At 60.5% G+C, this 26,129-nt stretch carries 24 protein-coding genes; 8 read left to right on the top strand and 16 right to left on the bottom strand.

Annotated features, from left to right (window positions below):
• Positions 1-637 precede the first annotated feature (637 nt).
• The 8 genes from WFK98_RS24855 to galE all read left to right on the top strand — a co-directional run bounded on the left by WFK98_RS24855 (position 638) and on the right by galE (position 7,033).
• Positions 638-1,174 (top strand): hypothetical protein, encoded by a 537-nt coding sequence (locus WFK98_RS24855; protein WP_336802168.1) that lies wholly within the window; start codon positions 638-640, stop codon positions 1,172-1,174.
• A gap of 190 nt (positions 1,175-1,364) precedes the next feature.
• Positions 1,365-1,547: a hypothetical protein gene (locus WFK98_RS24860; protein ID WP_336802169.1), complete on the top strand. Its 183-nt coding sequence runs from the start codon at positions 1,365-1,367 to the stop codon at positions 1,545-1,547.
• Positions 1,547-1,837 carry a hypothetical protein gene (locus WFK98_RS24865; protein ID WP_336802170.1) on the top strand — a complete coding sequence of 97 codons (291 nt, stop codon included), beginning with the start codon at positions 1,547-1,549 and terminating at the stop codon, positions 1,835-1,837. Before WFK98_RS24860 ends, WFK98_RS24865 begins: the two co-directional genes overlap by 1 nt.
• 708 nt (positions 1,838-2,545) lie before the next feature.
• On the top strand, positions 2,546-2,989 hold the full coding sequence (locus WFK98_RS24870; RefSeq protein WP_336802171.1) for a hypothetical protein: 444 nt from the start codon (positions 2,546-2,548) through the stop codon (positions 2,987-2,989).
• 370 nt (positions 2,990-3,359) lie between these two features.
• Entirely contained in the window at positions 3,360-3,647 is a 288-nt protein-coding gene (locus tag WFK98_RS24875; protein WP_336802172.1) for a DUF2293 domain-containing protein, read from the top strand.
• 298 nt (positions 3,648-3,945) lie between these two features.
• Positions 3,946-4,185 carry a hypothetical protein gene (locus WFK98_RS24880; RefSeq protein WP_336802173.1) on the top strand — a complete coding sequence of 80 codons (240 nt, stop codon included), beginning with the start codon at positions 3,946-3,948 and terminating at the stop codon, positions 4,183-4,185.
• Positions 4,186-4,821: 636 nt separating this feature from the next.
• A complete protein-coding gene (locus tag WFK98_RS24885; RefSeq protein ID WP_336802174.1) occupies positions 4,822-5,298 on the top strand; it encodes a MucR family transcriptional regulator in 477 nt (158 codons plus the stop codon).
• A gap of 742 nt (positions 5,299-6,040) precedes the next feature.
• Entirely contained in the window at positions 6,041-7,033 is a 993-nt protein-coding gene (gene galE, locus WFK98_RS24890) for a UDP-glucose 4-epimerase GalE (protein WP_336802175.1), read from the top strand.
• Positions 7,034-7,643: 610 nt separating this feature from the next.
• Here the strand turns inward: galE and WFK98_RS24895 are convergent.
• The 16 genes from WFK98_RS24895 to WFK98_RS24970 all read right to left on the bottom strand — a co-directional run bounded on the left by WFK98_RS24895 (position 7,644) and on the right by WFK98_RS24970 (position 26,124).
• Entirely contained in the window at positions 7,644-7,913 is a 270-nt protein-coding gene (locus tag WFK98_RS24895) for a DUF7662 domain-containing protein (protein ID WP_336802176.1), read from the bottom strand.
• Positions 7,914-8,231: 318 nt separating this feature from the next.
• Positions 8,232-9,542, bottom strand: a complete 1,311-nt coding sequence (locus WFK98_RS24900; RefSeq protein WP_336802177.1) for an O-antigen ligase family protein — start codon at positions 9,540-9,542, stop codon at positions 8,232-8,234.
• Complete coding sequence (locus WFK98_RS24905; RefSeq protein ID WP_336802178.1) at positions 9,523-10,782, bottom strand: tetratricopeptide repeat protein; 1,260 nt, start codon at positions 10,780-10,782, stop codon at positions 9,523-9,525. The genes WFK98_RS24900 and WFK98_RS24905 overlap by 20 nt, the downstream gene beginning before the upstream one ends.
• On the bottom strand, positions 10,670-13,042 hold the full coding sequence (locus tag WFK98_RS24910; protein WP_336802179.1) for a GumC family protein: 2,373 nt from the start codon (positions 13,040-13,042) through the stop codon (positions 10,670-10,672). Before WFK98_RS24910 ends, WFK98_RS24905 begins: the two co-directional genes overlap by 113 nt.
• A gap of 38 nt (positions 13,043-13,080) precedes the next feature.
• Positions 13,081-13,848, bottom strand: coding sequence for a polysaccharide biosynthesis/export family protein (locus tag WFK98_RS24915; protein ID WP_336802180.1), 768 nt, complete (start codon positions 13,846-13,848; stop codon positions 13,081-13,083).
• The gene (locus WFK98_RS24920) at positions 13,838-14,671 is read right to left on the bottom strand and encodes a tyrosine-protein phosphatase (RefSeq protein ID WP_336802181.1); all 834 of its coding nucleotides are present in this window, start codon (positions 14,669-14,671) and stop codon (positions 13,838-13,840) included. Before WFK98_RS24920 ends, WFK98_RS24915 begins: the two co-directional genes overlap by 11 nt.
• A gap of 82 nt (positions 14,672-14,753) precedes the next feature.
• Positions 14,754-15,233, bottom strand: a complete 480-nt coding sequence (locus WFK98_RS24925) for a hypothetical protein (protein WP_336802182.1) — start codon at positions 15,231-15,233, stop codon at positions 14,754-14,756.
• Positions 15,234-15,412: 179 nt separating this feature from the next.
• Positions 15,413-17,341, bottom strand: coding sequence for a polysaccharide biosynthesis protein (locus WFK98_RS24930; protein WP_336802183.1), 1,929 nt, complete (start codon positions 17,339-17,341; stop codon positions 15,413-15,415).
• Positions 17,342-17,664: 323 nt separating this feature from the next.
• On the bottom strand, positions 17,665-18,840 hold the full coding sequence (locus WFK98_RS24935; RefSeq protein ID WP_336802184.1) for a DegT/DnrJ/EryC1/StrS family aminotransferase: 1,176 nt from the start codon (positions 18,838-18,840) through the stop codon (positions 17,665-17,667).
• A 3-nt stretch (positions 18,841-18,843) separates the two neighbouring features.
• Positions 18,844-19,485: an acetyltransferase gene (locus WFK98_RS24940; RefSeq protein ID WP_336802185.1), complete on the bottom strand. Its 642-nt coding sequence runs from the start codon at positions 19,483-19,485 to the stop codon at positions 18,844-18,846.
• On the bottom strand, positions 19,482-20,072 hold the full coding sequence (locus WFK98_RS24945) for a sugar transferase (RefSeq protein WP_336802186.1): 591 nt from the start codon (positions 20,070-20,072) through the stop codon (positions 19,482-19,484). The genes WFK98_RS24940 and WFK98_RS24945 overlap by 4 nt, the downstream gene beginning before the upstream one ends.
• A gap of 24 nt (positions 20,073-20,096) precedes the next feature.
• Entirely contained in the window at positions 20,097-21,227 is a 1,131-nt protein-coding gene (locus tag WFK98_RS24950; RefSeq protein WP_336802187.1) for a glycosyltransferase family 4 protein, read from the bottom strand.
• Positions 21,224-22,444, bottom strand: a complete 1,221-nt coding sequence (locus WFK98_RS24955) for a hypothetical protein (RefSeq protein ID WP_336802188.1) — start codon at positions 22,442-22,444, stop codon at positions 21,224-21,226. The genes WFK98_RS24950 and WFK98_RS24955 overlap by 4 nt, the downstream gene beginning before the upstream one ends.
• The gene (locus WFK98_RS24960) at positions 22,444-23,247 is read right to left on the bottom strand and encodes a glycosyltransferase (RefSeq protein WP_336802189.1); all 804 of its coding nucleotides are present in this window, start codon (positions 23,245-23,247) and stop codon (positions 22,444-22,446) included. The genes WFK98_RS24955 and WFK98_RS24960 overlap by 1 nt, the downstream gene beginning before the upstream one ends.
• Positions 23,248-23,254: 7 nt before the next feature.
• On the bottom strand, positions 23,255-24,385 hold the full coding sequence (locus tag WFK98_RS24965) for a hypothetical protein (RefSeq protein ID WP_336802190.1): 1,131 nt from the start codon (positions 24,383-24,385) through the stop codon (positions 23,255-23,257).
• On the bottom strand, positions 24,382-26,124 hold the full coding sequence (locus WFK98_RS24970) for an ABC transporter ATP-binding protein (protein ID WP_336802191.1): 1,743 nt from the start codon (positions 26,122-26,124) through the stop codon (positions 24,382-24,384). The genes WFK98_RS24965 and WFK98_RS24970 overlap by 4 nt, the downstream gene beginning before the upstream one ends.
• Positions 26,125-26,129 lie beyond the last annotated feature (5 nt).

Raw genomic sequence — 26,129 nt, forward strand, 5'->3', positions numbered from 1 at the left:
AAACTTAGAGGCTTCAAATCGCCCCCGGATAGACGATCTGGACTCCTCGAATGGACCTTCCTGTCAACAAAGCGGCAAGAAACAAGGACCAAACATAACCAATAGTTTACATTATGTTGACACTTCGGCCCTGATTTCGCGTTTTTCCGACAATCGTCAACATGAGCGTCGGCGTGAATCATATTCAGGGATAACCAAGGGCATTTCCTAGCTCGATCCAGATAAGCCGAGCGAGCATTCTTGCGCTTAAAAAATAAACGCGATCGACAAATCTTTAGACGCGTGCGTGACGACTGCAGGCCCAGTCAGGCCGGATAGCTATTCGAGAGGACGAGCCCGATTCCACCCCATACGGCGCTCGATAGGGCAACCACAGACCTAAACCGTCGATGCCGACAGCGGAGACCGGATAGCAGTCTCGAATTTCAAACGCATAGCCGACGACCAGCTAAATGACTGGGATCGAGGAAGGAGGGAAGCCGCAGCGCGCCCCTCCTTGCCATCATCTCCGGGCGGTCCCCAATCCTCCTCGTCATACGCCCCAGTCCGCGACACGCGAAGACGCGTCAGTACCCCACCAAAACTTCTTGACAAGCGCGATCGTGAATTCTATTTTCACATTCACGGGAGGCGACACATGGCCCTTACAGCGCTACAACGGAAACAACGACAGATTGAGCGGCAGCGCGAGCAGGAACGCCTGCAGCCTGACAGCACCTACCCCTTCCTTCAGGAGCCATTCTTCGAGTGGCTTAAGAGGACGGAAGGTTACGGCGATTGGGACTCCGGCACGTTCCATCTCGACGCTTCTCGGATCACTATTCCGGGTTTCGACGACGACAGCGGCCCGTGCTCAGCAGATGGCGAGGTTGAGCTGGTCTGGAAGGATAGCCCGGAGGAAAGCCACTACGCCGGATTTGAAGGCTCCATAGGGCGCGCGGAGTGCCTCGTGGATGACCTGCTCGCCGCCGCATCAAGCTTCGCCCTCGTGATCAACAGCTACAAGCGCGAGAAGCTAAAGGCCAGGATCGCGGAAATCGAACAGGCAGACCTCTCCGACCTGGCGGTAAAGAAAGGAGCACTGGCCGACATCGTTCGGCTTCAGAAGATGCTGGACCAGCTTGATAAGCAGGTTCGGCGGACCTTCCCGCAGTGGAAGGTAAAGGGCATTTAGCCCAAGGCCGCAGACGGCCGTGCAAAGTTTCGACGCCGCGCACAGCCGGTCCGCCCCAGAGACATCGCAAACAGAAGGATCAAGCGATGAGAAAGCACACTAACACAAGCGCACCAACAGCGACAAACCGTCACGAACGTCGACAGGTTGACGTCGACGGCAATCTTCGCATGACGGTGGAAACTGCGTGATGGCCCTGAAGACCCAGCATACGGCGTTTGTTCAGCAGACGCGGGAACGCTATGCGTCCGCGCCGACATTCAATGCCTCTGTCACCGCTCAGCTGCTTGACCTCGCCATAGAAAAAGCGACGAAGGCAGATCTTCACCGGATTGTTTTGAAGGCGGCGAAGGCCGAGCAGGAGGCGGTATAGTGGCGATCATTCCCGCTCAGCCGGTCAATATGAGCCCGCGCGACGAACTTATCGCTGTCGTCGGATTCATGATTGATGACGCGGCAGAGGCCCCTGATGCGATTGACCCATACGAACTGGCGACGGGGGTCGTAGATGAAATCCTGGCGACGCTTGACCGCTTAGAACTGAACACGAAGGCGTCGTCGGCCATGGCCATTGTCGACGACGGGGAAGCAGCCTTCAGCACCCCCTCGCCAATTAGAGACAACATCGTTTGGCTTGAGCGCAGCGACAATCCGGCCCGCTAGCCCGATAGGGTCCGCCGCTCACCACTGCGGCCCCTAGCCGAACGATGGAGTGCCGAATATCGGGCTTCCGACGTCCCTCTCGAGCATCGAGGCCTCGCGTTGAACTACGCGACGCCTGACACTCGCCACGACAGGAAAATCACCTGCAATCGACGGATTGACAAATCGGCAAATCAACTGCAACTGGGAGGTGTAGCAGCGAATGGTCGACCCCGAACATTTGCGCGCTATTGCTCTCCGGCCTCTGTTTCACCAGTCCGGGCAAGCAGACCCGCCGATGGCCGCATCGGCGGGTCGTATACCGCCCCAAGCGCCTGGCTATCATGGCTTGACACGAGTACAGCCCCCTCCTGCGATCCCCGGACGTGGACGGCTTGCGGCCCACCAAACTATTCCGGCCCCATCTGCCAGGACCATGTCGTTCAGGTCCACCAGACGACAACAGGCCAGGCACGAGCAAGCCTCACAAGAGTTTTAGAACATAGGAAGCGTGGCCGTTACCAGCCAATCTAGCGCCTCGCAATGTTGCTCCGAAAGCACATTTGTCTCCGACAGTCCAAGGGAACTCCCGATATATTGAAACTACGATCAACAGATCGACCTCAAGGGGTGCAGCCTTTGCCAAGAGCTCTTCGCGCCATCCACCACAACCGGGAACTACAACGGGGCCGGCTTGTCGCCGGACCTCGATTCTGGAGGACAACTGACATGGCGAATGTTTTGACACCCCACCGCAACGCGGATTGCTACGCCTTCCCTTACCCGGAAGCGATTGAAAAAGAGACTGGCTTGTCGGGCCTGACATTGCCGATCCGCGAATTCTTTGAAATCCTCGCAAGGGACCTTGAAAAGGGCAACCCGGAGAAGGCAGCGTTTCACCGAAAGGTGGCCTCCCACTATAGCCATTGCGACGCGAATGGCTGCTCAATCGATCGAGATGGGAATGGAACCATCCTGGTAGACTACGACGACTGGGATGAATTGACCGACGAACAGCGCCTGCTCCGCGGAAACCGCAACGCGGCGATCGCGGTTCTCGACCGGCTGCGGTTCCATCTGGAAATGATGAACGACGGTCCGGAAAACAAGTCAGAGGTGGACGACATCCGCCGCACCCTCGGCAAGATGATCGAGCCCCTCGCCTTCACCTGAACTCGAAAGGCCATCAGAGATGCGGCGCTCAGCCGCCGCATCTCGCCCTCTAGGGAGCATGCCGCCCTCCGGCCCCTCACACTTTCGACTGAGCGACGCTCCGAGGCTGCCTATTTGCCCCCCACCGCCCTGAACGCCTCCCGCAAGGCATGTGAAGCTCTCGCGGCAGCTATCCAAGTGACAACTGGAGCTCACATCCTCCTCGACCAGCAGTAACAACTCAAGGTACGGACGATATACCGGCCCTCTACGATCGAGGGGAGCCTGAGCTGCCAAGCCCTTATCCCCAAGACGCTATCGAGTAAGCATTTGCTTACATCAGGTTGGATCTGACTATTTGTGAGCTCACTCTTCAACGAGGAGCCACGAGATGCCCAAATTCACCAAACTGTCCGTAGCGGAGCACATAAGAGCTCATCACCCGGGCTGCCCTGAATTTGCGGTCGAGTTCTTCGCCGCCGAGATCGCCCGCAAAAGACGGAAGGGCCCCACCATAGGCAGGGAGGTCGGCATCATGATGCAGAACTACCTTCGCCACCACATGACAGACTACGATAGGCTGCTTCTGGAAGGAATCGATCGGACAGATGCTCGCACCCTAGTGGGGCCGCGGATCCAAGCGATGCTAGCGATTTGGCGCAGAAGGCCAACTCCATAGCCCAACCCCATCAAACGATATCCGGGCACCTCGCTTCTAGATCCGCATGTAGATCGAAATCCGGATCTCTCACTGAACGAGCGAACCCAAAAGCAACCCACTAACATATTAACTACATTATAGACGTAGTGATATTTGAGAAAACAATATGACTCCTGCACAACAGACACCTATCGCGCGATATATTGAAGAACATGCAAATAGGTCCTGCTATAGCTACCAGGAAATTGCACTCCTATGCGGTTTCAAAACCTCAGACATGATCTACGCCTTTATCAGAGGAGAGCGCAAAGTGCCCTTGGATATGATCAAGCCTCTCGCAGAAATTCTTGACTGCGACCGCAATCAGCTCTTCATCCTTGCGCTTCGGACATGGTTCAATGAAGAGTTTTTCAGCCAACTGGAAGAAACTTTCGGTACGGCTCAAGAGACAGAAGCAGAGCGCGGCTGGCTGGCAGCCTTGCGGGAGATCTACGGCGGCAGCGTGCCGGAAATCACCGCAACAATGCACCGGAGGATCCGGGTTCTAGCAGGCTGATACGACGAGTGGGGTGCAGGCTGATCAGAGCCGTTGCAAGGATGCGATTGCTGCCCAGCGCTCAATCCCAAGGAGCAGCATGGGCACACGCAGGTGAACTCGCGGAGCGCAGTCAGTGACAAGCGGCCTCCCCGGCTCTCCTTGTAAGTTGGATTTGAGCCGTCCTGGGAGCTACCAGGGCGGCAGTCACAGCCAAGCTCGAAACCCTGAGAACGTTAAGGTGGTAGGAGAGCATGTGCCAGCGGTGACGATTTCCTAAGACAGAACAGTCGCTTGGGCCCAAATCCGGCCGGAGACCATGCCCTCTCTGGGGTGAGCCACGGAAGTCGCGCCAGAATCCACCTTAAAGAGCGACTTGATACCCTGCAATTCAACACAGTCGCTCGCTCGCATTCATCTCGCCTCGGCACTAAGATCTGCCGCGTTAAGGGCTCCCGGTTCCGACATCAGCACTCCGCCGATGCGTAGCGCCCCCCCCTAATGTCCCCCCCCCCCCCCGACTGTCGCTTGGGCAATCAGCGTATGCTGCCCAAGCAGCCCCCGTGAAAGACACTTTTTGACGGGGCCACTCAGATATTGAACGACAAGACTTAGCCCGCTGCGATAGACAGAACGAGCTCACTGCTGGGGGATATAATGAACAAAGCTATCGATCACGACGACGAGTCGCTGCTTGCTTTAACCGCCGACGTTGTTGCTAGCTTTGTATCCTACAACAGCCTCAGCACAAAGGCCCTACCTGCCTTGATCGGGGATGTCCATGCTGCCCTTCGAGCTTTGAAGCGCGGTCTCCGGGCTCCAACTTCAAGCCGGGTCGTCAGTGAATATACATCCTCGGCGCCAGTACCCGCCCTCCCGATTGCAGATTCGGTCACCCCAGAGCTTATCTACTGCCTGGAGAATGGCAGGGGCTTCAGGACACTAAAAAAGCATCTTCGAAGCGCCTATGGGATGACGCCTGACCAGTATCGCGAGAAATGGAATCTGCCGGCCGACTATCCGATGGTAGCCCCAGCCTACAGCGTTGTCCGCTCAGCTTGGGCGGTCTCCGGAGGTCTCGGGACAAGTGCAAGATCAAGGTGGGCCAAGCCGCAGGCCAAGCCAACGCCCTAAAAGCGAGCCGAATAGGATTTCGAGCCCTCACGAGCACTGTTGGCGGGAGGCTATGCTACCGATCTCGCCACTCCACTCGGCAGAGATCCGCCGCGGAAGGCAACTGCATCACCCAGTGGGATGCGGTGAAGGGCTGTGAGGCATCAAGCACGACTCCACTTTGATTAAGTGTGGACGGCTTCATGCGCTCAGAAGGCAGGATTCCACAGTCCGCTGGTGAAGACCGCGTTTCGCACCTTTCTATCGGCAGGATACTCGGGCCCAAACGTTGCGACTCGCACCGAGGCTTAAGCACACGCTTACGGCTATAATAGACATTGTCACTGATATCGGCCGCCAGCGCCACCAAAGCGCGGGCGAGAAGGTGAACACGTCGAAGTGGCCTGGCGGCATCCGATGCTCAAAGGAGCATCGGATGCCATGGCAAACTTAGCAATGCCCCGGAAGATAGAGGACGGGACGGGCTCCGCCGCCTCGAATGCCAACTTCACCTATAGACGCTTGAGAAAAAGATCCAGCGTCGCCTCCTGGACAGGGAACGCGCAGGACTACGTCCCCGGCAGATGGTCACCGCGCTGGTGCAGGAACGGGTTTTGAGTTTACCCACTAGAATCGCGATGCCTAACCCGTTGGATTGATCAGTTTTGGCTAAATGGTTCCCAACTTGTTGATCAGAAGAAGAGCGTGCTAAGTGCTCCGCACTCACCCTTATCTATCTCCCGAATCTGCTTGGAGTTTTGAAGTGGCTGTCTTGGTGACTGGCGGAGCCGGCTATATCGGTAGCCATATGGTGTGGCGTCTTGTTGACGCTGGTGAGGCGGTGGTCGTACTCGACCGCCTGTCCACCGGCTTTCAATGGGCCGTGGCGCCGGAAGCCGTCTTCGTCGAGGGCGACATCGCCGACGAGGCGCTGGTCGAGCGCTTGGTCGCCGAACACGCGATCGACGCGGTGATCCACTTCGCCGGTTCGATCGTCGTGCCGGATTCGGTCGCCGATCCGCTCGGCTACTATCTGAACAACACCGTCAAATCCCGCGCGCTGATGGCGGCGGTGATCCGCGCGGGCGTGCGCCACTTCATCTTCTCCTCGACCGCCGCCGTCTATGGCGACACCGGCACCGATCCGGTGCTGGAATCGGCGGCGACCGTGCCGCAATCGCCTTATGGCCGGTCCAAGCTGATGACCGAGATGATGCTGCAGGACGCGGCGCGGGCGCATGATTTCCGCTATGTGGCGCTGCGCTATTTCAACGTCGCCGGCGCCGATCCGCGTGGCCGCACGGGCCAGTCGACCAGGGGCGCGACCCACCTGATCAAGGTCGCCTGCGAGACGGCGCTCGGCAAGCGCGACGGGATCGAGCTCTACGGCACGGACTACGACACGCCGGACGGCACCTGCGTGCGCGACTACATCCACGTCGCCGACCTCGCCAACGCCCATGCCGATGCGCTCGCCTATCTGCGCGCCGGCGGCGACAGTCTGGTCGCCAATTGCGGCTATGGCCACGGCTATTCGGTGCGCGAGGTGCTGGCGGCTGTCCGGCGCGTCTCGGGCCGGGATTTTCCGGTCATCGAGCGCGGTCGTCGCGCCGGCGATGTTCCCGCCGTGGTCGCAAATTCGACACGTGCGCGCATCACGCTTGGCTGGACGCCCATGCATGACGATCTCGACCAATGCGTTGCGACGGCGCTGGCCTGGGAGGAGGCGCTCGGTAGGCGCAACCGGCGCGACTGAGCGGTGACCCACAATTAGGTTGTTCATCCGCCCCCCCCAAGGAAGATTGAGCTGCAACGCTTCAAGCCTTCAGAGGAAGGATCGAGAGCGGGAGCTGTTGCAGCTGGCATCTGGCCTGGCGGTGTCCGCTGGCGCCCCTGCGACCACGGTCTGGCAAGGCCATGCGCAAATGCCTATCCCTCTTCGAGGCCGAAGGCGTCGCTGGGCTGCGGGACCGATCACTGCGGACCCATAGCCGTTATCGTCCGATGCCGCCGCAAGAGGGCTGCGCCGGCAGCGCTTCACTGGCTAGCAGATCGTCCGCGATTTCAGCGTTTCACCGGCCACGATCAACCGGACGCAGCGTTGCCCAGGGCTCCTCGCATCGCAGCCCTGGCGCTCGCCGAACCGATGCCCGGCCATCAATGTGCGCGCCGGGCGAACCGATCCATATTGACTTCAGGGAACTCGGCCGCTTCGAGCCGGCAGAGCCACGGTCATCGCATCGGCGAGAATTTCTTCACCTAACCATCGACGGCCACTTCCGAAACCAAGTTCCACCTAGCGGAACTCCGAAGCTATTCGAGCAAACCGAACCAGAGCTTAGGGTCCTTTTCATGATGAAACACCATCACGGCCGAGTGAGTGGAACTCTGAGCCTGAATTTGCTGAACTGCACGGCCCCGGCCTGCAAATTCGGCTTGGCCTCATAGCCTGCCGCCAGCCATGCTTTGCACTGGACGTGACCAGTGGCCTCTGGATCCTCGTTGGCCCACCAAGAGGCGTAACGTCGCGCCGAATTGGGGAGTGACACGATAAGATTGATCTCATCAAGGCTTAGCTTGATGCATCCTTGGACCTGCTCCGCGAGAAAATCCCGCAATGCATCGTACTTACTCATCCCTCGATCCACATCGCCCCCGCCCCCCTAACCCCGGCGCGCATACGTCAACTATTGGTCCATCTCGCCGTGAGACCCTGATACTTATCGCCACATCACTTGCCTCCCCTAAAAAACGGCTCACATATCCACATACACCTCTATATTATTCCGCTATACGAAACAATTTACTAGAACTGCAAACATAGTGGACGAAATTCCCTTGCGTAAATCGCTTACGCGCCTTGTACAGCGCTCTTGGCACTTGCCCTGCCGCAGGTCGAAGGGACGAGCCCCCATAGTTACCTTGCCGCTCGGTTTCGTGAAAGCGCCGAATGCCTATTGCGGTGCCTCGATTGGGACTTGGATTTCCCGACCATTATGACGAACCCTGACGCGACGAACCGATTTGCGGTCCTTGGGACGGATGCCAAGGTGGAATAGCAGTGCGTTGAAGTAGATAAACGGCACCGCGACTGCCAGCGTTCTAAGGGGGTAGTCGACCGCCGAATGCACCAGAATGAAAAGAATGCTCAGCGCGGCGGCCTTCTGGAACAAGTTGTAGCGGACCGAGGCAACCTGCCATACGACAAGGGCGAGGTAGGCGAGCAGCAGGATGACGGAGAGAAGACCTCCCTCGAAAATCAGCTCCAGGAAATCGTTGTGGGCATGGTTCACGTAGTTCCGGACGATTTCCGACGTGTCCTGGTAGATCGGATAGGCGCGAGCGAACGTCCCGAAGCCGACCCCCAACAACCAGTTGTCAACGATCCCTTCGAGCGTGGTGCGTGCCATTTGCATGCGGCTCAGGTCCTCGATACCTCTGTTCTCAAGCAAGGTCCAGGAACCCATCGCATAGACGCCGAGACTAGCCACCAACCCGGCGATCGCACCAAGACCCACCCGCGAGCGCAGGCTGAGGAACAGGGTAGACAGCACCATGACCGCGACACCGATAAGAGCTCCCGCGCGCGAGCCCGCAGCAAGCAGGATCAGCAAAACGCAAAGCATGGAAATGCCCGCGATGACGCCCTTGCCGCGGAAGGTTGCCAGGTAGATCAGGAAAGGTAGCGACGCGTAGAGCAGCGAAGCAAGGTGATTGCGGTTGGCAAAGACGCCGGCGGTCACCGTGAAGGGTAGCGCCGTCGCGATCTCGACCCGCGACGAGGCGCCATACTGGATGGCTGCCACCACCAGATTGAGCGCTACACCAGTCAGAAAGAAGGGCAGAAGGCCATGCAGGCACTCACCCCTGATACGGAGCATGGCGAGAAAAAGCGACGTAAGGGCGGAGACGTAGAGCAGGCAACCGAGCGTTCGTCCCAGATCGGTGCTGATCGGTGAGAAAGCAATGCCGCCCTCGGTGGCACGCCTCAGGAGCAGAGGCCGGACAGCCTCAGACAGCAGAGCCGGCAACGGAATCAATTGTAGCAGTACGGCGCAGGCAACAGCCGCCACCAGCCAGAACAGGCGCCGGTCGATCGGCTCGCCATTCGGATCGGCCAAAACGCTTGCCGACACCAACAGGATGATCGCCTCGAGAACCGAATCCGTCCAGAGGCCCGAGGCGGCACCGCCGCCAAGCATCATCGCCAGCACCATCACGGTGCCCAACGCATATTTGCGCCACTCAGTAGCCAGACGCTGCACGGTCAATTCTCTCGATGCCCAGGCTATGGAAGGTGACGCGGCCGGAGTAGCGATAGACCCAGCTATCCGCGACGAGGCCGGACCGCAGTTCGACACTCTGTGCCGCGCAGTCGTCGACCTCGAACTCGGTCGAAATCAAACGATCACGGTAGGTGCCCGGGGGCACATCAATGCGGACGATTTCGCGGCTTGGCGCGAGACAACGAACAGACCAATAGAGCCCGCGCGGCGCGACCAGGCTACCGCCTGAGGTTTCTACGGCCAAACGGTAGCGGCCCGGCCCGAGCAACACGGTCTGGCGAAGACGGATGTCGCGCGCGGGTTTGTTGAGAAACCGCACTCCGGCACCCGCAAAAGGCGGCGCACCATCGAGCCGCACCTCCGCTGCCGAGGTTGAGGCAAACTGCCAATTGAACGGAGATGGGCTGGCCGCGGCATCAAAACGGCCATTATGCACCAGGCCAGCGCGGCCGAAATCGGCTTCTGACAGGGTCAGCAGGAATAGCCGATGCGCATCGTCGTAGCGCTTGGCGCGTAGGAAGCCGTTGACTACCGTACTGATTTCACCAGACGTCGGTGGAGCTGCGGACTCGGCGAGGTCGAGAATAAGTTGCGAGGCCGAAGGAAGGCCAGCGTCGTTTCGCGCCAGCGCCGCCACGAAGCGACTGCGCCAGGGCGGAGCGTGCTGCAAAACATTGAGCACAGCCTGTTGCCCTTCCGCGCTAGCGAGCAGGCTCGGTAGCGCCGGCTCTATGGTCTTGAGTTCGTCGGGCCAGCGCCGCAGCAAAACGTCTAGTAGGCGCACCGCTTCGGAAACATCACCGCGCTCGCCCGCAGCCAGGATCAACTGTCCAAGGGCGTGCAACTCGGTCGGCGAGACCGTCTGAGCTTCAATGAAGAGCTGCTGAGCCGCCACACGGTCGCCCTGCCGCCGGCGCACCTCGCCAAGCAGGGAACGGAAGCGCGCATCGACCGGCGCCAGCCAGAGGCCACGTCTGGCGTCGTCGGCAACTTCCGCTAGATCGGGAGACGACGACCCCTGTGCGTTGAGAGCGTTGGAGACCGACGCGACACGCGCATCGGCATTCCAGGGATTCAGCCGCAGAGCGGATTGTGGTGCAGAAGTCTCAACCGACCGGCTTAAGCCGTCGCCCAAGACGAGCAAGCATAGCGCGGCCGCGGTTGACCAGACTGCGATGCCGAGTAGCCGGCTGTTGCGTTTCAGGCTTGCCGTCGCCACTCTGCCCCTCCAACTTCGGCGTCTCGCCGCCATAGTTGTAATAGTGATAATTCATGTAGCGATAAGCGTAGCTATAGTCGAACTTGCCGACGCTAAACCTTGAAAGCGCGGCGCCAACGACTTGGGCGCCGGCAGACTTCAACCGCTTGAGCGCATTCTTGGCCGACTTGCGCGTTACCTTGTTGGCGCAGACAACCAGCAGGGTGCCGTGTGCAAGCCGTGACAGGATAGGCGCGTCCGACAAGCCGACGACGGGCGGCGCATCGATAAGCACCAGATCGAAGCGCTGCGACATCCGCTCAATCAACTGGGCCATGCGTTGCGAAGAAAGCAGATCCGCCGGGTTGGGGGGGATTGTCCCGGAGGTGATGGCCCAGACGTTCTCTTCCTTGGTCTGGCGCACGACGCCGGGCAGATCCTCGGCGCGCACGGTGTTGGTCAGCAGGTTGCTCAGGCCCAGCGTGTTGTCGATGCTGAACTGGCGATGGACGTTCGGCTTGCGCAGATCGCCGTCGATGACCAACACCTTCTGGCCCAGCACGCCAAAGTCCTTGGCCAGCTTAAAGACAGTGGTCGACTTCCCCTCGGAGGGGTCGGACGATGTGACCACCAGGGTCTTCGGTGCTCCATCCGCGCCGGAAAACTGAATGGCGGTCCGCAGGCTACGGTAAGCCTCTGACAGGCCAGACGTGGGATCCGCGATGCTCGCGGCAAGAAGCTCTGTGTCCACCTCAGGCAGCACCCCCATGACGGGTAGCTGCAGTTCCTTCTCGACCTGATCGGGATTGACGAAGGTGTTGTTGAGCAGTTCCAACACGTAGATAATTGCTGCCGCCAGCGCGGCGAACAGCATGATCGCAATCGCCAGATTGATCGACAGCCGCGGCGACACCGGCGAACGTGGCAGCGGCGCAAGATCGACAATTACAGCGTTCTGCTGGCGCAGTTCCGAGGCGACACCTGCTTCATTCAGCTTGCCAATCAAGCTTTGATACTGCGCCCGATTGGAATCGACCTCGCGTTTCAGAATGGTGTAGCGAATGTTCTTGTCCTGATACGCCGCCTGTTCGGCCTGCATCTCGGCCAGCTTCTTCTTCAAGTCCGCTTCGCGTGAAACGGCATCGTCCAGCTTCAGGCGCACGCCATCCGTGATGATAGCCACGCCGTCATCATACTGCTTGCGCAATTCTCGGATCTGCGCCTGCAACTGCACCATTTCCGGGAAACCGGGCTTGAATGTTCCAAGCTTCTGCTGGTATTCGGCGCTTCGCGCGGCAATTTCGCCACGCAGCTTCTGCAAACCCTCGCTGACAAGCACCTGCTCCAGGCTCGCGCCCCTGCCGGCATCAATCTGCTGGACGAGACGTTCCTGGTTCAGACGCTCCTCGACCGCTTTGGACAGCGAGGCGTTGATCGCCTGCATGCTGCTCTCGATCAGCGACCCTTCCGCGCCGGTCACGGTAATGCCGGCTTCCTTGGCGTAATCCACCAGTTCCTGTTCGGACGCCTGAAGCTTAGTCTTTACCTGCCCGACCTGGTCCTGGATAAACTGGCGCGCCAACTCTGAGGTCGCGCCTGTCTGGTCGACGCGCTGGTCGATATAGCTCTGCGCAACCTGGTTGGCGATCTCCTGCGCCGTTCGCCGATCCTGATCGCGATAGTTGATCGAGAGCAGGCTAGTATTGGTGACCAGATCGACCGTGAGGTTGTCTACGACCCGGCGAATGGCGATCTCTTCCCGTTCTTCCGGCGTATAATCGTCGAGCGCTTCTGAGGCTCCGCCGCCAAAGGCGCGGCGGAAGATATTGCCGATCGCGAAATCCGGTGCCGGAAAAAGGAAACCGACACGTTCCGACAGACCCAGGCCGAGAACGACGCGCTGCGCGAGGGCACGGCTTTTGAGGCGCTCCCGCGCCGTCAGGAAGGCCCGGATATCAGAGGATTCCGAAACAAGCTCCATATCCTGGAACACGCGCGCCGACGGAATCTGGACCTCTAAACGAGCCGTCGCTTGGTATTTCGGCGTCTGCATCATCGTGATGGTCAGACCGGACACCAGACCAACAGCGAGCAGGATGGCGATCAGCCAGCGATACTCAACCACATAGAACAGCAGGCGCAGCGGATCGAAGCCAGCCGGTTCCTCCGCTTCCGGATAGCCATAAAGCCGTGGACCATATCCCGGGCCGTTGTAGAATTCCGTCGCAGGAAGGCTCGCAACCCCGTCGCGGTCCAGGACCGCGTTACGCCGGTCATCCATCGATGTGGCCCCGTCTCGTCAAATCTCGCTGCATGGTTCTACGGAATCGCAAGACGCGCAATCGGCGTCGCCACGCCGAGGGCTTCCTTCAGGTTCTGCATGGCGATCTTGCTTCCGGAACTAAAGACAACGACGACATCCCCGCCGTAGAGCCGTGGATCGCTGCGCTGTCCGGCGCGTATATCCGCCACGTTGTAGTTAGCGACCAGCTTCTGGCCATTGATGTCGCGATAGACATAGACTTTGTTGGCGTCCGCGATCTTGCTGAGTCCGCCTCCAAGCGCAATCGCGTCCAGCAACGACGCTGTCTGCGGCAACGGGTAGACACCGGACCGAACCACCTCTCCGTCAACGGTGACCCGTTGCGAAACCGAGTCCTTAACCGAAACTGTGATCTGAGGGTTCTGAAGATAGTTCGTGCCATAGGCACGGGTGATTTCCGCCTCCACGGCGCGCAACGGCTTTCCAGCCACCGGCAAGGTGCCGACAAGCGGCAAGGTAATCCGCCCGGTGCTGTCCACCTGGGCCGGACGCGAAAGATCCGGCACTTGGAAGACCGAGATGTCCAGAGTGTCGCCCACGGCAACGGGTTGCTCGGTTCCTCCAACCGTAGCAGGCGGCGCCGGCAGCTCAGGAACCTGGCGCAAGGCACCAGCGGCACCACCGGTCGAGACTGCCGCAGGCGAGGATGTGACAGGAGTCGTCAGGCGGGCCTGCGGTGAATCGGTCCCGCCCACGGTGCAGCCAGCCAACCACGCGACCGCCGCAAGGGCTCCGTAGTGACGCAGTCGCGGCTTAGCCATCATTGCGCCCGCCCCCCAATATTCGTCGAATCGAATTGCCAAACAGCCGCCCCACACCGCTCGCCCGCTTTTGCGTCGCTCCACTCGCCGCATTCGACCGACCGACAGGCTCAACAAGCTCGTTGGCAAGAATGCGCGCAGGTGTCTCGACGAACATCCGGCTCGCTTCTTCCCGTCCGAAGGAAGCCTCAACCGCCAAAAACGCCTTGGACAGAATTGGCGGCCGCCCCTTCAGATTGTGCGCATCACTTGCAAAAAGATCGACGCGCCCCTCTCCGAGCATTCGTTCCGCCAACTTCCGTGCCGAAGCACCAAAGTTCCCCGTCAAGGAACCCGCCGTAATCTGGAGCAGAACGCCCATCGCATTCACCCGCTCCAGGACGCCGTAATGCGCCTGGATCCAAGTCAGCCGCTCTGGATGGGTCAGAATGGGCGTATAGCCAGCTGCGATCAAACTCTGCACAAACTCGGGAAATCGAGGTGGCAGCACGTGATGCGGCGGCTCCAGAAGGAAATAGCGGGAGCCAGCCAACGTCGGGGCAAAACCCGTCGCCAGTTTCTGCACCAGATCCGGAACGACATGGATGTCCGCCCCAGTCACAAGGCGCAGCTCCACACCGGCCTCATCGAGAACCGACTGCAGAGCCATAGTCCTGCGCGAGATGCCCTCACCGTCGTTGTGATAGAGGCCCGGCATGATGTGCGGCGTACATGCCATGACGCGAACGCCATCGGCCACAGCCATACGCGCCATAGCGATAGAAGTCGCGACATCTGACGAGCCGTCATCGCATGACGGAAGAATATGAGTATGAAGATCAATCACAGGCAAAGCCCCGGCCAGTCGAGACTCACGCCCACCGTCACACCGACCAGATACAAAATAATCTCGTCAGATCCAACGACTATCAGGGGCTGGCGGGAGAATCATCGCCGGAAGAAACCGCAAGGGCAACGGCACCGGCCACAATGGCCGTTCCGCCGATAATCAACGGCACGGTCGGAATGCTTGCCTTTGCAGCCATTCCCGAGGCCGGAGAACCCGGCACGAAGGCACAAATACCGCCATCAACCCGCTGAACGAGCAGCTCCTGCCCGGAACTCACCGCCAGGCGGCACGAACCGAGAGACACCTTAGCCTCGCTATTCGCACCGGCAGCGACTCGCTCGCCGACAGACAGCTTCTGACCCGAGACACCAATCCGAGGCGCAGCACTTCCGGAAACCACAACCCGCCCGGCCGCCGACGTGAGAACCGCCGCGTGAGACGCCGATTCAGCAAAGCAGCCGCACTCACCGGCAGAAAGCGCCTGTGCACCAGACACCGACATCCCCGAAATTGCCGCCATAGCGATCACACCAGTGGCGAAAAGCCTTGCTGCAGACATCGGCATCCTCTCAACAGTATGGCTAGCTTATCGCACGCCAGCGCAGTCAACGTCACCTTAACGACGCCACCCGTGCAAATCAAGAGCGGCCGCACAATGCGGAGTACAACTTTGGCGCTAAACCGCGAGCAACGATGAAGATCGCAAGAAGACAACCAGATATACCCCAAGATAATCATTTAGGAAGACCGCAAATCCGATCTATAATCAGCTCCCGCTAAAGCACTATCCGGAATAATGGCACGAGAACTGGAAATACTCAGGTCGATGACATCAGCTCCAACAAGATTATCTGGCAGGTTAGGCGGAGCATATTCTGAAATGAACCCCTCGACGGTGCGCTGCAACACGCGTAGTGCAGACTGAACATCGTGATTGAGAACAGCGTTCTCCAGCTCCGAGAGCACCTCGTCCAGATCGCCAAAATCCGCCGCACCGTCCAACGAGCGCATTATTTTGGGGTGTGACGTTGAAAGCACATCACCAGAGACCAGCAGTTCCTCGAACAGCTTCTCGCCGGGCCGCAACCCCGTGAAGGCGATCTCGATGTCACCATGCGGTGTCGCAGCGTCTTTGACCTCGAGCCCGGACAAATGAATCATGCGCCTGGCCAGATCGAGAATCGCAACAGGCTCTCCCATATCGAGGAGGAACACGTCGCCGCCCTTGCCCAAACTGCCGGCCTGCACGACCAATTGGGCCGCCTCCGGAATGGTCATAAAGTAGCGGATGACCTCAGGATGCGTCACCGTAACAGGGCCCCCCGCAGCGATCTGCTTCTGGAAGAGCGGAATCACCGAGCCGGAAGACCCCATGACATTTCCGAATCGCACCATGCAATAGACTGTCTGAGCGGATTGCGCCTGTGCGTGCTGAAGCACCATCTCCGCCATCCGCTTGGTCGCGCCCATGACGCTGGTTGGCCGGACCGCCTTGTCCGTCGAGACCAGGATCACCCTGTCGATACGGCAAGCTGCGGCGACTCGAGCGATTGCCCTCGTCCCAAAGATATTGTTGCGGATGCCCTCCAGCGGGTTAGCTTCGACCAATGGAACGTGCTTGTACGCCGCCGCGTGATAGATCGTCTCGACCTCATGGGTCAGCATGACTTGATAGAGTCGGGCCTCGTCGCAGACGGACCCCAGAGTCGCAATGAGTTCGACATCTAGTTCCGCAGCCAACTCGCGCAGTTCGATTTCGATCGAGTAGAGCGCAGGCTCGGAAATCTCGAACAGCACGATTCGCGACGGCTGCATCGCCAGGATCTGCCGGCACAGTTCCGAGCCGATCGATCCTCCGGCGCCCGTGACCAGCACGGATTTGCCGCGAACCGAGGAAAACAGCGCGCTCATTGGGTCGACCGCATCGCGATTGAGCAACTCATGGATGCCCACTTCGCGCAGCCGGTCGATGTTCTCGAAGCCAGCCGCCAGTTCAACCATCGAAGGGATGGTCTGGACCCGGACAGGGTGCTGCGACAGAAAGCTTACTATCTCCTTGCGCCGTGCCCGCGACACGGACGGCAGGGCAAGAAACACGTCGGACGCGGCAAACTTTTTCGAAAGGGCCTCGACATCGCCCGGCGCATGAACGCGTCGCCCAGCTATGAACCGCCCCTGCAGGCCCTTGTCGTCATCAAGAAAGGCGACGGGCCGGAACTCGCGTCCAGCATTGAGCGCGGCGACGAGCTGCATACCGCTCTCCCCTGCTCCGTAGACAATAACAGGTCGCTTCTGGAAGCCGCGCTCACGGAGCAACTGATAGTAGCTTCTGGCCGCGCCCCGACCGACTACCATCAGGAAGGCCAGCAACAACGCGAAGATGATTGGTGTCGAGCGGGGTAGGAACAACTCGAAGTCGAAGAAGCCGAACGCCGCCAGGATCAGCGACAGCAGGAAACAAGCCTGCGCGATCCGGATGACGTCATGCCGTCCCAGCGAGCGCAGAACGAACCGGTAGAGGCCCAGTCCATGGAACAGCGTGACGCCGATCGGCGGCAGCACCACCAGCAGCGGCCACCCCTGCCCCCACACTTCATCCGGCCAAACCCCGCCCAGCCGAACAGCGGACGCCGCCCATAGCGAAACGCCGATGAGGACCAGGTCCATCGCAGCAATGATCAATTGCTTTTGTGGGCGAGACAGGCCACGTGCTCGCTCATGTAGAAAATCAAGGGGATGCAATGCTTGTATTCGAGACACTATTCGACCTCTGGCACAAAAGACGATGCCATGCGAGTGATCCATATAGCTGGATTGCTTTTTACCTTGGACTGGAGCGATGCGCTCGCGCTAGATCAATATTGGAAGATACTTCCGGACAGATCGACATCCTGCGGAGCAGTCTTTCCCCATCGGAAATGACTGTTCAGTTTAGATCCAGGCAGGCTCGGAAAACCGCCTACCCGCAGACTATTGGTGCCAGGAGCGCCCTAGCGCAGCGCCAACGCGCCGACCTCGGCAATCACAGATTGCGTCTTTTCAATCTCATCCGACGTCAGGGTCGGATGAACAAGAAACATGAGGCTGGTTTCGCCAAGGCCGTGCGCAACCGGAAGGGGCTGAGCCGGACGCCAACCAGTTCCATCAAACGCCTTCTCGCGATAGATCTCCGAGCACGACCCGGAATAGCAGGGCACGCCGCGCGCAACGATCTCGGAGATGATGCGGTCCCTTGACCAGTCCGACTTCAGACTCTCGGGGCGAAGGAAAGCGTAGCACTTGTACCAGCCATGCTCGACATGGTTGGGCAGGACGGGCACCCGAAACACTGCCGATGATCGCGCGGCGCTCAGGATCGCTTCCGCGTTCCGCGTCCGCGCGGCGCGCCAGCCATCCATCTGCTTCAACTGGAACCGGCCGATCGCGGACTGGATCTCGGGAAGCCGCCAATTCGTGCCGAAACTCTCGTGAAGCCAACGGAAACCCGGCGCGTGCTGGCGCTGATAGACGGCCTCCCATGACTTTCCATGATCCTTGTAGGACCACATGCGCGACCACCACTCGGGATTGTCAGTGGTCACCATGCCGCCCTCGCCGGCGGTGGTCATGATCTTGTCCTGGCAGAAGGACCAGGCCGCGATGTCTCCCAGCGAACCGACCGACTTGCCCTGATAGTGCGCTCCATGGGCCTGGGCGCAGTCCTCCACCAGATAGAGCCCACGCGCCGTCGCCAGTTCCCGCAACCCGTCCATCTCGCAAGGCCATCCCGCCAGATGCACGGCAAGAATAGCTTTGGTGCGAGGGCTCAGCACGCGCTCGACCGTCTCGGCGGTTATGTTCTGGCTGTCGGGATCCACGTCGGCGAAGACAGGAACGGCGCCGGCATTGACGATCGACGAAGCCGAAGCCAGAAACGTCCTCGACGTCACGACGATCTCATCGCCGGGCTTGATGCCGAGCGCGATCCAGGCTAGGTCGATCGCAACCGTGCCGTTGGCGACCACCACGGCATATTGGCTGCCGCACCAGGCCGCGAACTCCTGCTCAAACTTTCGGCCATGCTCGCCGGTCCAATAGTTGACCCGGTTGGAAAGGAGCACGCCGCGGACGAGGTCCCCCTCCTCGTCGGAGAAGGAGGGCCAAGGGGAAAAGGATGTATTGAGCACGCCTTAGCTCCTGCTGCGCCCGCGCGCGGGAACGCCTGTTGCAATCTGCAGATCCGGGATATCCGAGACGACGGCAGCACCTGCGCCGATCATCACCCCGGCTCCGATCCGGATACTCTCGCGAACGGCGGCGCCAATGCCGACCCAACTCGCCTCACCGACCGAGACTCCGCCCGCCAGATGGGCTCCCGGCGAAACGTGAACCCCGTCCGCCAATCGGCAGTCATGGTCGATGGTCGCCCCCGTGTTCACGATCACGCCATCGCCAATGACCGCCCCCGCGTTCACCACCGCATTGGGCATGACGACCGATCCGGCCCCGAGCACTGCGTGGCGACTGACAACCGCGGACGGATGCACCAGCACCGGAATCGTCGCCCCTGTCGCCATGAGCCGGCGGAGAAGACGAAGTCGAGACCGGTTGTCGCCGATCGTCACGAATGCCGCTGCCCCGCCGAGGCTCTCGATCCCCTCGTCGACTTTCCCGATCACGGACCAGGCGAGGTTCTGTGCGAGTTGCGGCCAGCGATCGTCCAGGAAGGACACGTCCTGCCAGCCGCTCGCCTCGGCAATATCCGCGACGACGCGCCCATGCCCTCCGGCTCCCAGCAGGAGCAGGCGCCCCTTTGTCTGGAGCCCGCTCATCGCCGCCCCTCGAACGGAGCCATGGTTGCCTCGCCCGCGGCGCTGATGCCGTCGCGCCGGACCACCTTGGCCACGGTCATCCAGAGGATCTTCACATCGAGCCAAAGGCTGCGATTGTCGACATACCAGACGTCGAGCGCGAACTTCTCCTCCCAACTCAATGAATTGCGGCCATTCACCTGCGCCCAGCCGGTAATGCCAGGACGAACCTCGTGACGCCGCGCCTGCTCTGGCGAATAGAGCGGCAGATATTCCATCAGCAGCGGTCGCGGCCCGACCAGGCTCATATCGCCCTTCAGCACGTTCCAGAGTTCCGGCAATTCATCGAGGCTGGTCGAGCGCAGCAGCCGCCCGAACGATGTAAGCCGCTCCGGATCCGGCAGAGGCCGGCCCCGCGCGTCGGTCGCATCGAGCATGGTGCGGAACTTCAGCATCCGAAACGGACGTCCCTCGCGGCCGGGGCGCACCTGACGAAACAGAATTGGACTGCCCAGCTTCTGACGGACAAGACATCCGATCACCAGAAGCACGGGCGCGAGAAGAAGCAACGCTACCAGCGCCGCAACGATATCGAGACCGCGCTTCAACACGTCGGCGCGCCTGCGCTCTGCCTAGAGGCCTGCATGGCGCATGATCTCCGCATTGACGAGGTTCACGTCATATTTCTCCTCCGCGATGCGCCGCGATTCCGCCCCCATGCGCGCCGCGAGACCTGGGTCCAGGATGAACTTTTCCATTGCAGCGGCGAGTGCGACCGCGTCGCGCGGCGGCACGAGGTAGCCGTTGACGCCCTCGACCACCGTCTCGCGACAACCCGGCGCGTCGGTGGTCACGACCGCCCGCCCCATCGCCATCGCCTCCAGCGTCGAGCGCGGCGTCCCTTCCCGGTAGGAAGGCAAGACATAGACACTGCTTTCCGCGATCGCCGGCCGCACATCGTCAAGCCTGCCGATGAACTCGACGCCGGAAGCAATGATTTCATCAAGCTCAGCCTGGGTGATCGAGTCCGGCGATTGATCGAGATAGCCGACGAGCCGGATCGGCGTATCGGGATGGCGCGCCTTGAGGATCCGCGCCGCCGCGCCGAACTCGCGAATGCCCTTGTCGCCAAGCAGCCGCGCGATCATCAGGAAGGACACGCGCTGCGGGAGAAACCGGACGGCGAACTCAGCAAGGTCGATGCCCTCGCCGTTCAAAACCACCGTCCTCGCCTTGCCGGAAAGCAGCCCGCGCCGCCAGAAAAGCTCCCGATCATCCGGATTGAGAAACAGAATGGTCGATGCACAAGGCAATGCGAGGCGGTAAAGCCAGGCTGCGACCGTGCCTGCCAGCTTCCGGCGCCGGCCTTGCCCACCCGTGAAGGCATAGCCAAGACCAGTGACCACCGGAAGGATCCGGCGTACGCCTGCTGTCCAACTGGCGATCGAGCCCCAGATGATCGGCTTGATCGTATAGAGCAGCACAACGTCCGCCCTGGTCTGGCGAACCATGGCACGTATGGCGAAGAACGTCCGCGCGTCTCGCCAAGGATTGAGCCCCGTCCGTTGCATCGGCAAATCCCGGACAATAATGCCCAATGCCTGAAGCCGCACCAGCACATTGCCCGAGATATCGGGGGCGAGTACGACGACGCGATACCCGCGGTCGACGCAGGTCTCGATCAGGTTTCCGCGGAAATCGAAGATCGAATCCGCGAAATTGAAGACGAACAGGACGGTGGCCGGCACGGGATCGCGGATCAAGGAAAGGTTCGGCCGGTGCTCATGGGGACCTGCCAGCCCGGTTTTGCGCGGGTGCGAATGACCCGACTTCTGGCCATACCCTTGGGTCCCGACGCTGCGAGAACGGCGAGGAAGCCCCAGAAGAACGAAAAGCGAAAACCGTTCTGGAAAAAGCCGTAGATGATCGGCGCCAGCAGCATGGCTCGATACTGCGTCTCGGCACTGGCATAAATCTTGCCAAGGAAATACAGGACCAAGGACAGCCCGACGATTCCAAAGTTGAACAGCACACCGCCGAAAGTCGAGTGAACTTCGAGCGCGATATCCGCCATCGTGAACCGCCTGTAGCCGCCCTCGCCTGCGCCGATCAGCATATAGTGCCAATACTCGACCATGCGGGCATAGCCGCGAACTTCCCATTCGGTCGCCCCACCCCCCTGCCGCATCGCGTCAGTGCGGCTGCGGATCAGGTCCAGCGAACTCATCCTGGCCAGCATGGCGGTGAGATCGTTCATGAACAGCACCGTCAAGCCGATCAGAACCACCAGGAGCATCATCGCAACCAGCTTGTTGCGATTGGCCCAGCAGAAAAGCACCGGCGCTGTCACCAGCAGGATCGACGCCAGGCCGCTCCGTGAGACGCTCAGGACCCCGAGAAAGATCGACGCCAGAAGGATCGCCACATCCAAGAGCCCCAGCCGCCGGCAAGCATCGCGGCAGATGAGAAACATGCCGCATGTCAGGGCAACCCAGTAGCAGAGCTGGTTGGGATCGTTGAACGAACCTGACTGGCGACTGTCGCCGCCCACGGCGAGAGCGTAGCCCAATTGCAGGACCAGCGATACCGCCAGCGCGACGGACAGGAGGCGCCGCTCGGCCGGCCCCTGGCTGGCAACAAAAAAGAAGAACAGAAACACGATTGCATTATACGCAATGTAAAATACAGGAAGAATAAAGGTATCGTCATAGCTGTAGCCAAACCACAGCGCATTGACCACCATAGACCAGACAACGAAATATAAAAGCGGCTGAAAATACTTGAAGCCCGGCAGGATGCGCATAACAACAAACGGCAAGTAGAGCAGCAGAACCAGGTCCGAAATTTGTGGAAGGCCGGAGCTCCACAGATAGACCGGCTTGATCAATATGTAGGCTGCTAGAAACAGAACATCTGTGCGCGTAGCATCGGCAAGCCGCCGCAACGGCAAGCTAAGGCCAGTCGAGGTCAGGGTGCCCACTACCAACGCTTTAACAACATGTTCTTATAGTGATTGGCGCAACGCATGTCGGCGATCGAAACCAGAAATAGCCCGATCCAGGCCTTACCGGCGAAGCGTCGGAGTTGGATCCGGTTCCACAATCTCTGAGACGCGTTCATTTCCGGCTCGAATTTGCGATAGAGGTCATGAAGTCCCTGCAAACGCCTCGGCCCCGTGCTGATCCGAACGCCACCGTGCTCGACATGCTGCAGGTAGAGAGCCTCCCCAATGCGCCGTCCGACACCCCATCGCTTCGTAAGCCGCAGCCAGAGATCCCAGTCCTGCCCCGACTCGAGCCCTTCGTCGAAGCCGCCGACGTCGAGCAGCTTGCTCCGTTCGGTCAGGACCTGCGACCCCACGCAATTGCCCCAGAGCAAATCCTGGAATCCGATTGTTCTGGCGCAGCCAAAATACGTGCTGACGGTCCTGCCATCGTCGATAGCGATATTCGAGGAGACGAAACTCGTACCCGGCCCATAGGCTTGCAACAGGCTTGTGAGGCGCCCAGGCTGGAACTGATCGTCGTCATCTAGTCCAGTCACCCAGCGTCCCGAGGCTGCGAAGATCCCGGTGTTTCGCGCGCCACAGGCGCCCTTGCTACGCGCATTCTGAAGGATTCTTACGCGCGGATCGTGGGAGAGCACATCCGGAGCCAGATCGGGATCGTCATTGACGACGATCACTTCGATATCCGTGAAATCTTGACTGAGCACGGAGGCGATCGCGCGCCGCAGCAGAACCGGGCGCCGATAGGTCGGGATGATGACGGATATCTGGACCACTCCGGAATCAGCCCAAGTCGGCGGCAGGTTGATCGCCTGAGATCAAACCAATCCAGTCCTGGATTACCGCATCCCACGAACTGGTCGCGGCGATTTCCCGTTTGGTCTCGGCCAGACGCGCCGCCGCCCGCCCCTTCCAGGCCACAATATGCTGCGGTTCCAACCAGGGAAGCGCTGTCTCCAGCCGATCATAGCTCAATATGCCGGCCTCGCTCCCCGGCATGTCGCCATATGGCAGGACATCGGCGGCGAGAACACAGTTCCCGCAGTATAGAACCTCCTGCACCGTGCCGCTGAAGGCATCGGATATCGAGTGATTGATAAGAATGTCGGTCGACATCCGAAGCAGAGCCGATTGGTGTGAATCGTAAAACTCGGTGATCGGAATGAAAAATATCCGACCAGCCAAAGAATTGTATCCATCGCAGGCAGAGATCACCTTAGCGGGCATATCCCGGCTGCCGTACTGAACAGGAACGACGAAGGCGAGGTGCTGCAGAACCGCGTGCCTCGCTCCGAAAAAGTTGACCAGATCCAGCTGGCGTTGGCCCGGCGCCGCGCTGTAGCCCAAGGAAACAATGGTCTTGCCGGCTGGCAAGCCCGCTGCCCGTCGAAAGCCGGCTACATCTTGGTCCGGATCTTCCAGCCCATCGATCGCTTCCAATACGGGCAGGCCGAAACGCAGCACGCGCCGATTCGCCAGACCCACGAACGCCCTCTCGATTTCCTCGATCACGTTCGAGTTTGTGGCCGCGACGACAGTCAACCGCTTCAGGCCCGCCCCCAGCAAGGGGTCGTAGCGGCGATTGCGCCGCAAGATGTCGCTTCCATAAGCGAGGCCAATCACTCTGGTGGCTGCGCCGCGCGCGAGATGGATTTGGAACAGCAGTCCTCGCCCGAGTGAGTGAATGATCACCGCGTCATGGCGCGGCAAGGCCAGCAGCTTCCGCTTCAGGCGGATGGCATTTCCAACGGCGCCTACAAGACTGCGGGCCAGACTCCCCTGACCAACCTCGGAATCGCCATACGGGTCTATGACCGAAACCAGAACGTCGCGTTTCCGAAGTTCGTCCGCGGTTCTCCCGACAAAGACGGACTTCTCGCTGCCGATGAAAACGACTGAGCATGACTGGCTCATCGCGCGAACAGGACGACAGAGTTCGAAGGGGACACCAGTTGACCAGCCTCGAGCTCGATGATCGCGTCGCATCGCGAAAGGGTAGACAGACGGTGCGCTACCATGAGGATTGTCAGATCACGCGACAGGGCGCCGATGCCCTGCACGATTGCCGCCTCTGTATCGTTGTCGAGTGCGCTCGTCGCCTCGTCGAATACCAGCACGGTTGCCTGCTTGTATAGCGCCCGGGCAATGCCGATGCGCTGGCGTTGGCCGCCGGAGAGGCGGATGCCGCGTTCGCCGACAAAGGTGTCATATCCTTGGGGCAGGCGCTGGATGACATCCGTCAACTCGGCCTGGCGGGCTGCGCTCTCGACGCGGATGCGGTCGATCTCGTGCTTCGGCACGCCGAAGGCGATGTTTTCGGCGATCGTCGCATCGGCCAAGTAGATCGCCTGCGGCACATGGGCGATCTGCTCCTGCCAGGCGGCGCGGTCGGCATCGGTAAGTTCCACGCCGTCGACGAGGATGCGCCCTTGGCTGGGCGATAGCAGCCCGAGGACTAAGTCCATGAGGGTCGACTTGCCGCTGCCCGTCTTGCCGATGATCCCTACACGCGCCCCCTTCTGGATGGTGAGGCTGACAGTCTCCAGCGCCGGCCGATCGGCGGAGGGATAGCGGAAGGCGACATTCTCCAGCACGATAGCCTGCGAGAAAGGCTGTCTATCGCGGCTGCGAGGGAGCGCGAACTGCGGCGCATTGGGGAGACGTAGAATGTCGAGAATGTCGTACAGCATGGCGCCGTTGGTGAGCGAGGCGCTCCAGCCCGCATAGATCTGCTGCATCAGCGGCACCAGTCGCTGCGCACCGAGCGCCAGCGCACCGAGCAGCGGGATCGCGGCGATGAGGCCCCCATCGCGAAGACTGAGCAGCAGCGCCAAACCGGCGATCAGCACCACGCCCAGCCCCTCAACGATAAAGCGCGGCGTCTGGGCAATGAAGTTGTTTGTCGCCTGCGCCGCGCGAAGCCGGGCCTCGACTTCCTCGAAGCGCCCAATGAATACGTCCTGCGAGCGATCGAGCAGCACATCGCGGATGCCGCCAAGCCCCTCGCCCGCTGCTTGCAGCCGCTCGCCCTGAGCCTTGGCGACGATCCGGCCGTTGCGCCGCATCACACGCCGCGTCGTCACGATCACCAGCAGGTAGATCGCGCCGAAGCCGAGGCCCGAGCCGAGCGCCACGACCGGATCGATGAACAGCAGGCCGGCGAGGATGAAGATCGCGATAACCGCTGCGCTCGCCGCCTGCATCAGCGGCACGAGCAACTGCGTGCTGACCAGCTGCGCCTTGTTGAGCGCGGCCAGGGTCTCGCTGCTGTTCTGGCCGGTATGATAGGCATAGGGCTGGTGCAGGGTGCGGCTATAGACGGCAACGCCGAGCTCCTTGGCGATGCCGAAGACATAGCGCTGGCTGACCCAGACCAACAGAAGACGCACGGCGCCGGCGAGGATGGCAGAGAGCGCGAACAGGATTGCCGCGGCCGTGACGACGCGCATCGGTGTGTCGAGCCCGAAGCTTTCCAGCACGCTGCGCAAGGGACCGACGGCCATCGCCTTCTGCGGATCGGCGACGAGCGCCAGGAAGGGGAGGATGGCGCCTATCGATACAAGCTCGGCCAGGGCGCCGGCGAGCATCAGCGCGAGCACCGGCACGAGCTGGCGGCGACGCTGCGGCGAAACATGCGCGAATATCTCACGCAACGAAC

The organism is Kaistia sp. MMO-174 (assembly GCF_037147815.1).
In the GTDB taxonomy this organism is placed as follows: domain Bacteria; phylum Pseudomonadota; class Alphaproteobacteria; order Rhizobiales; family Kaistiaceae; genus Kaistia; species Kaistia nematophila.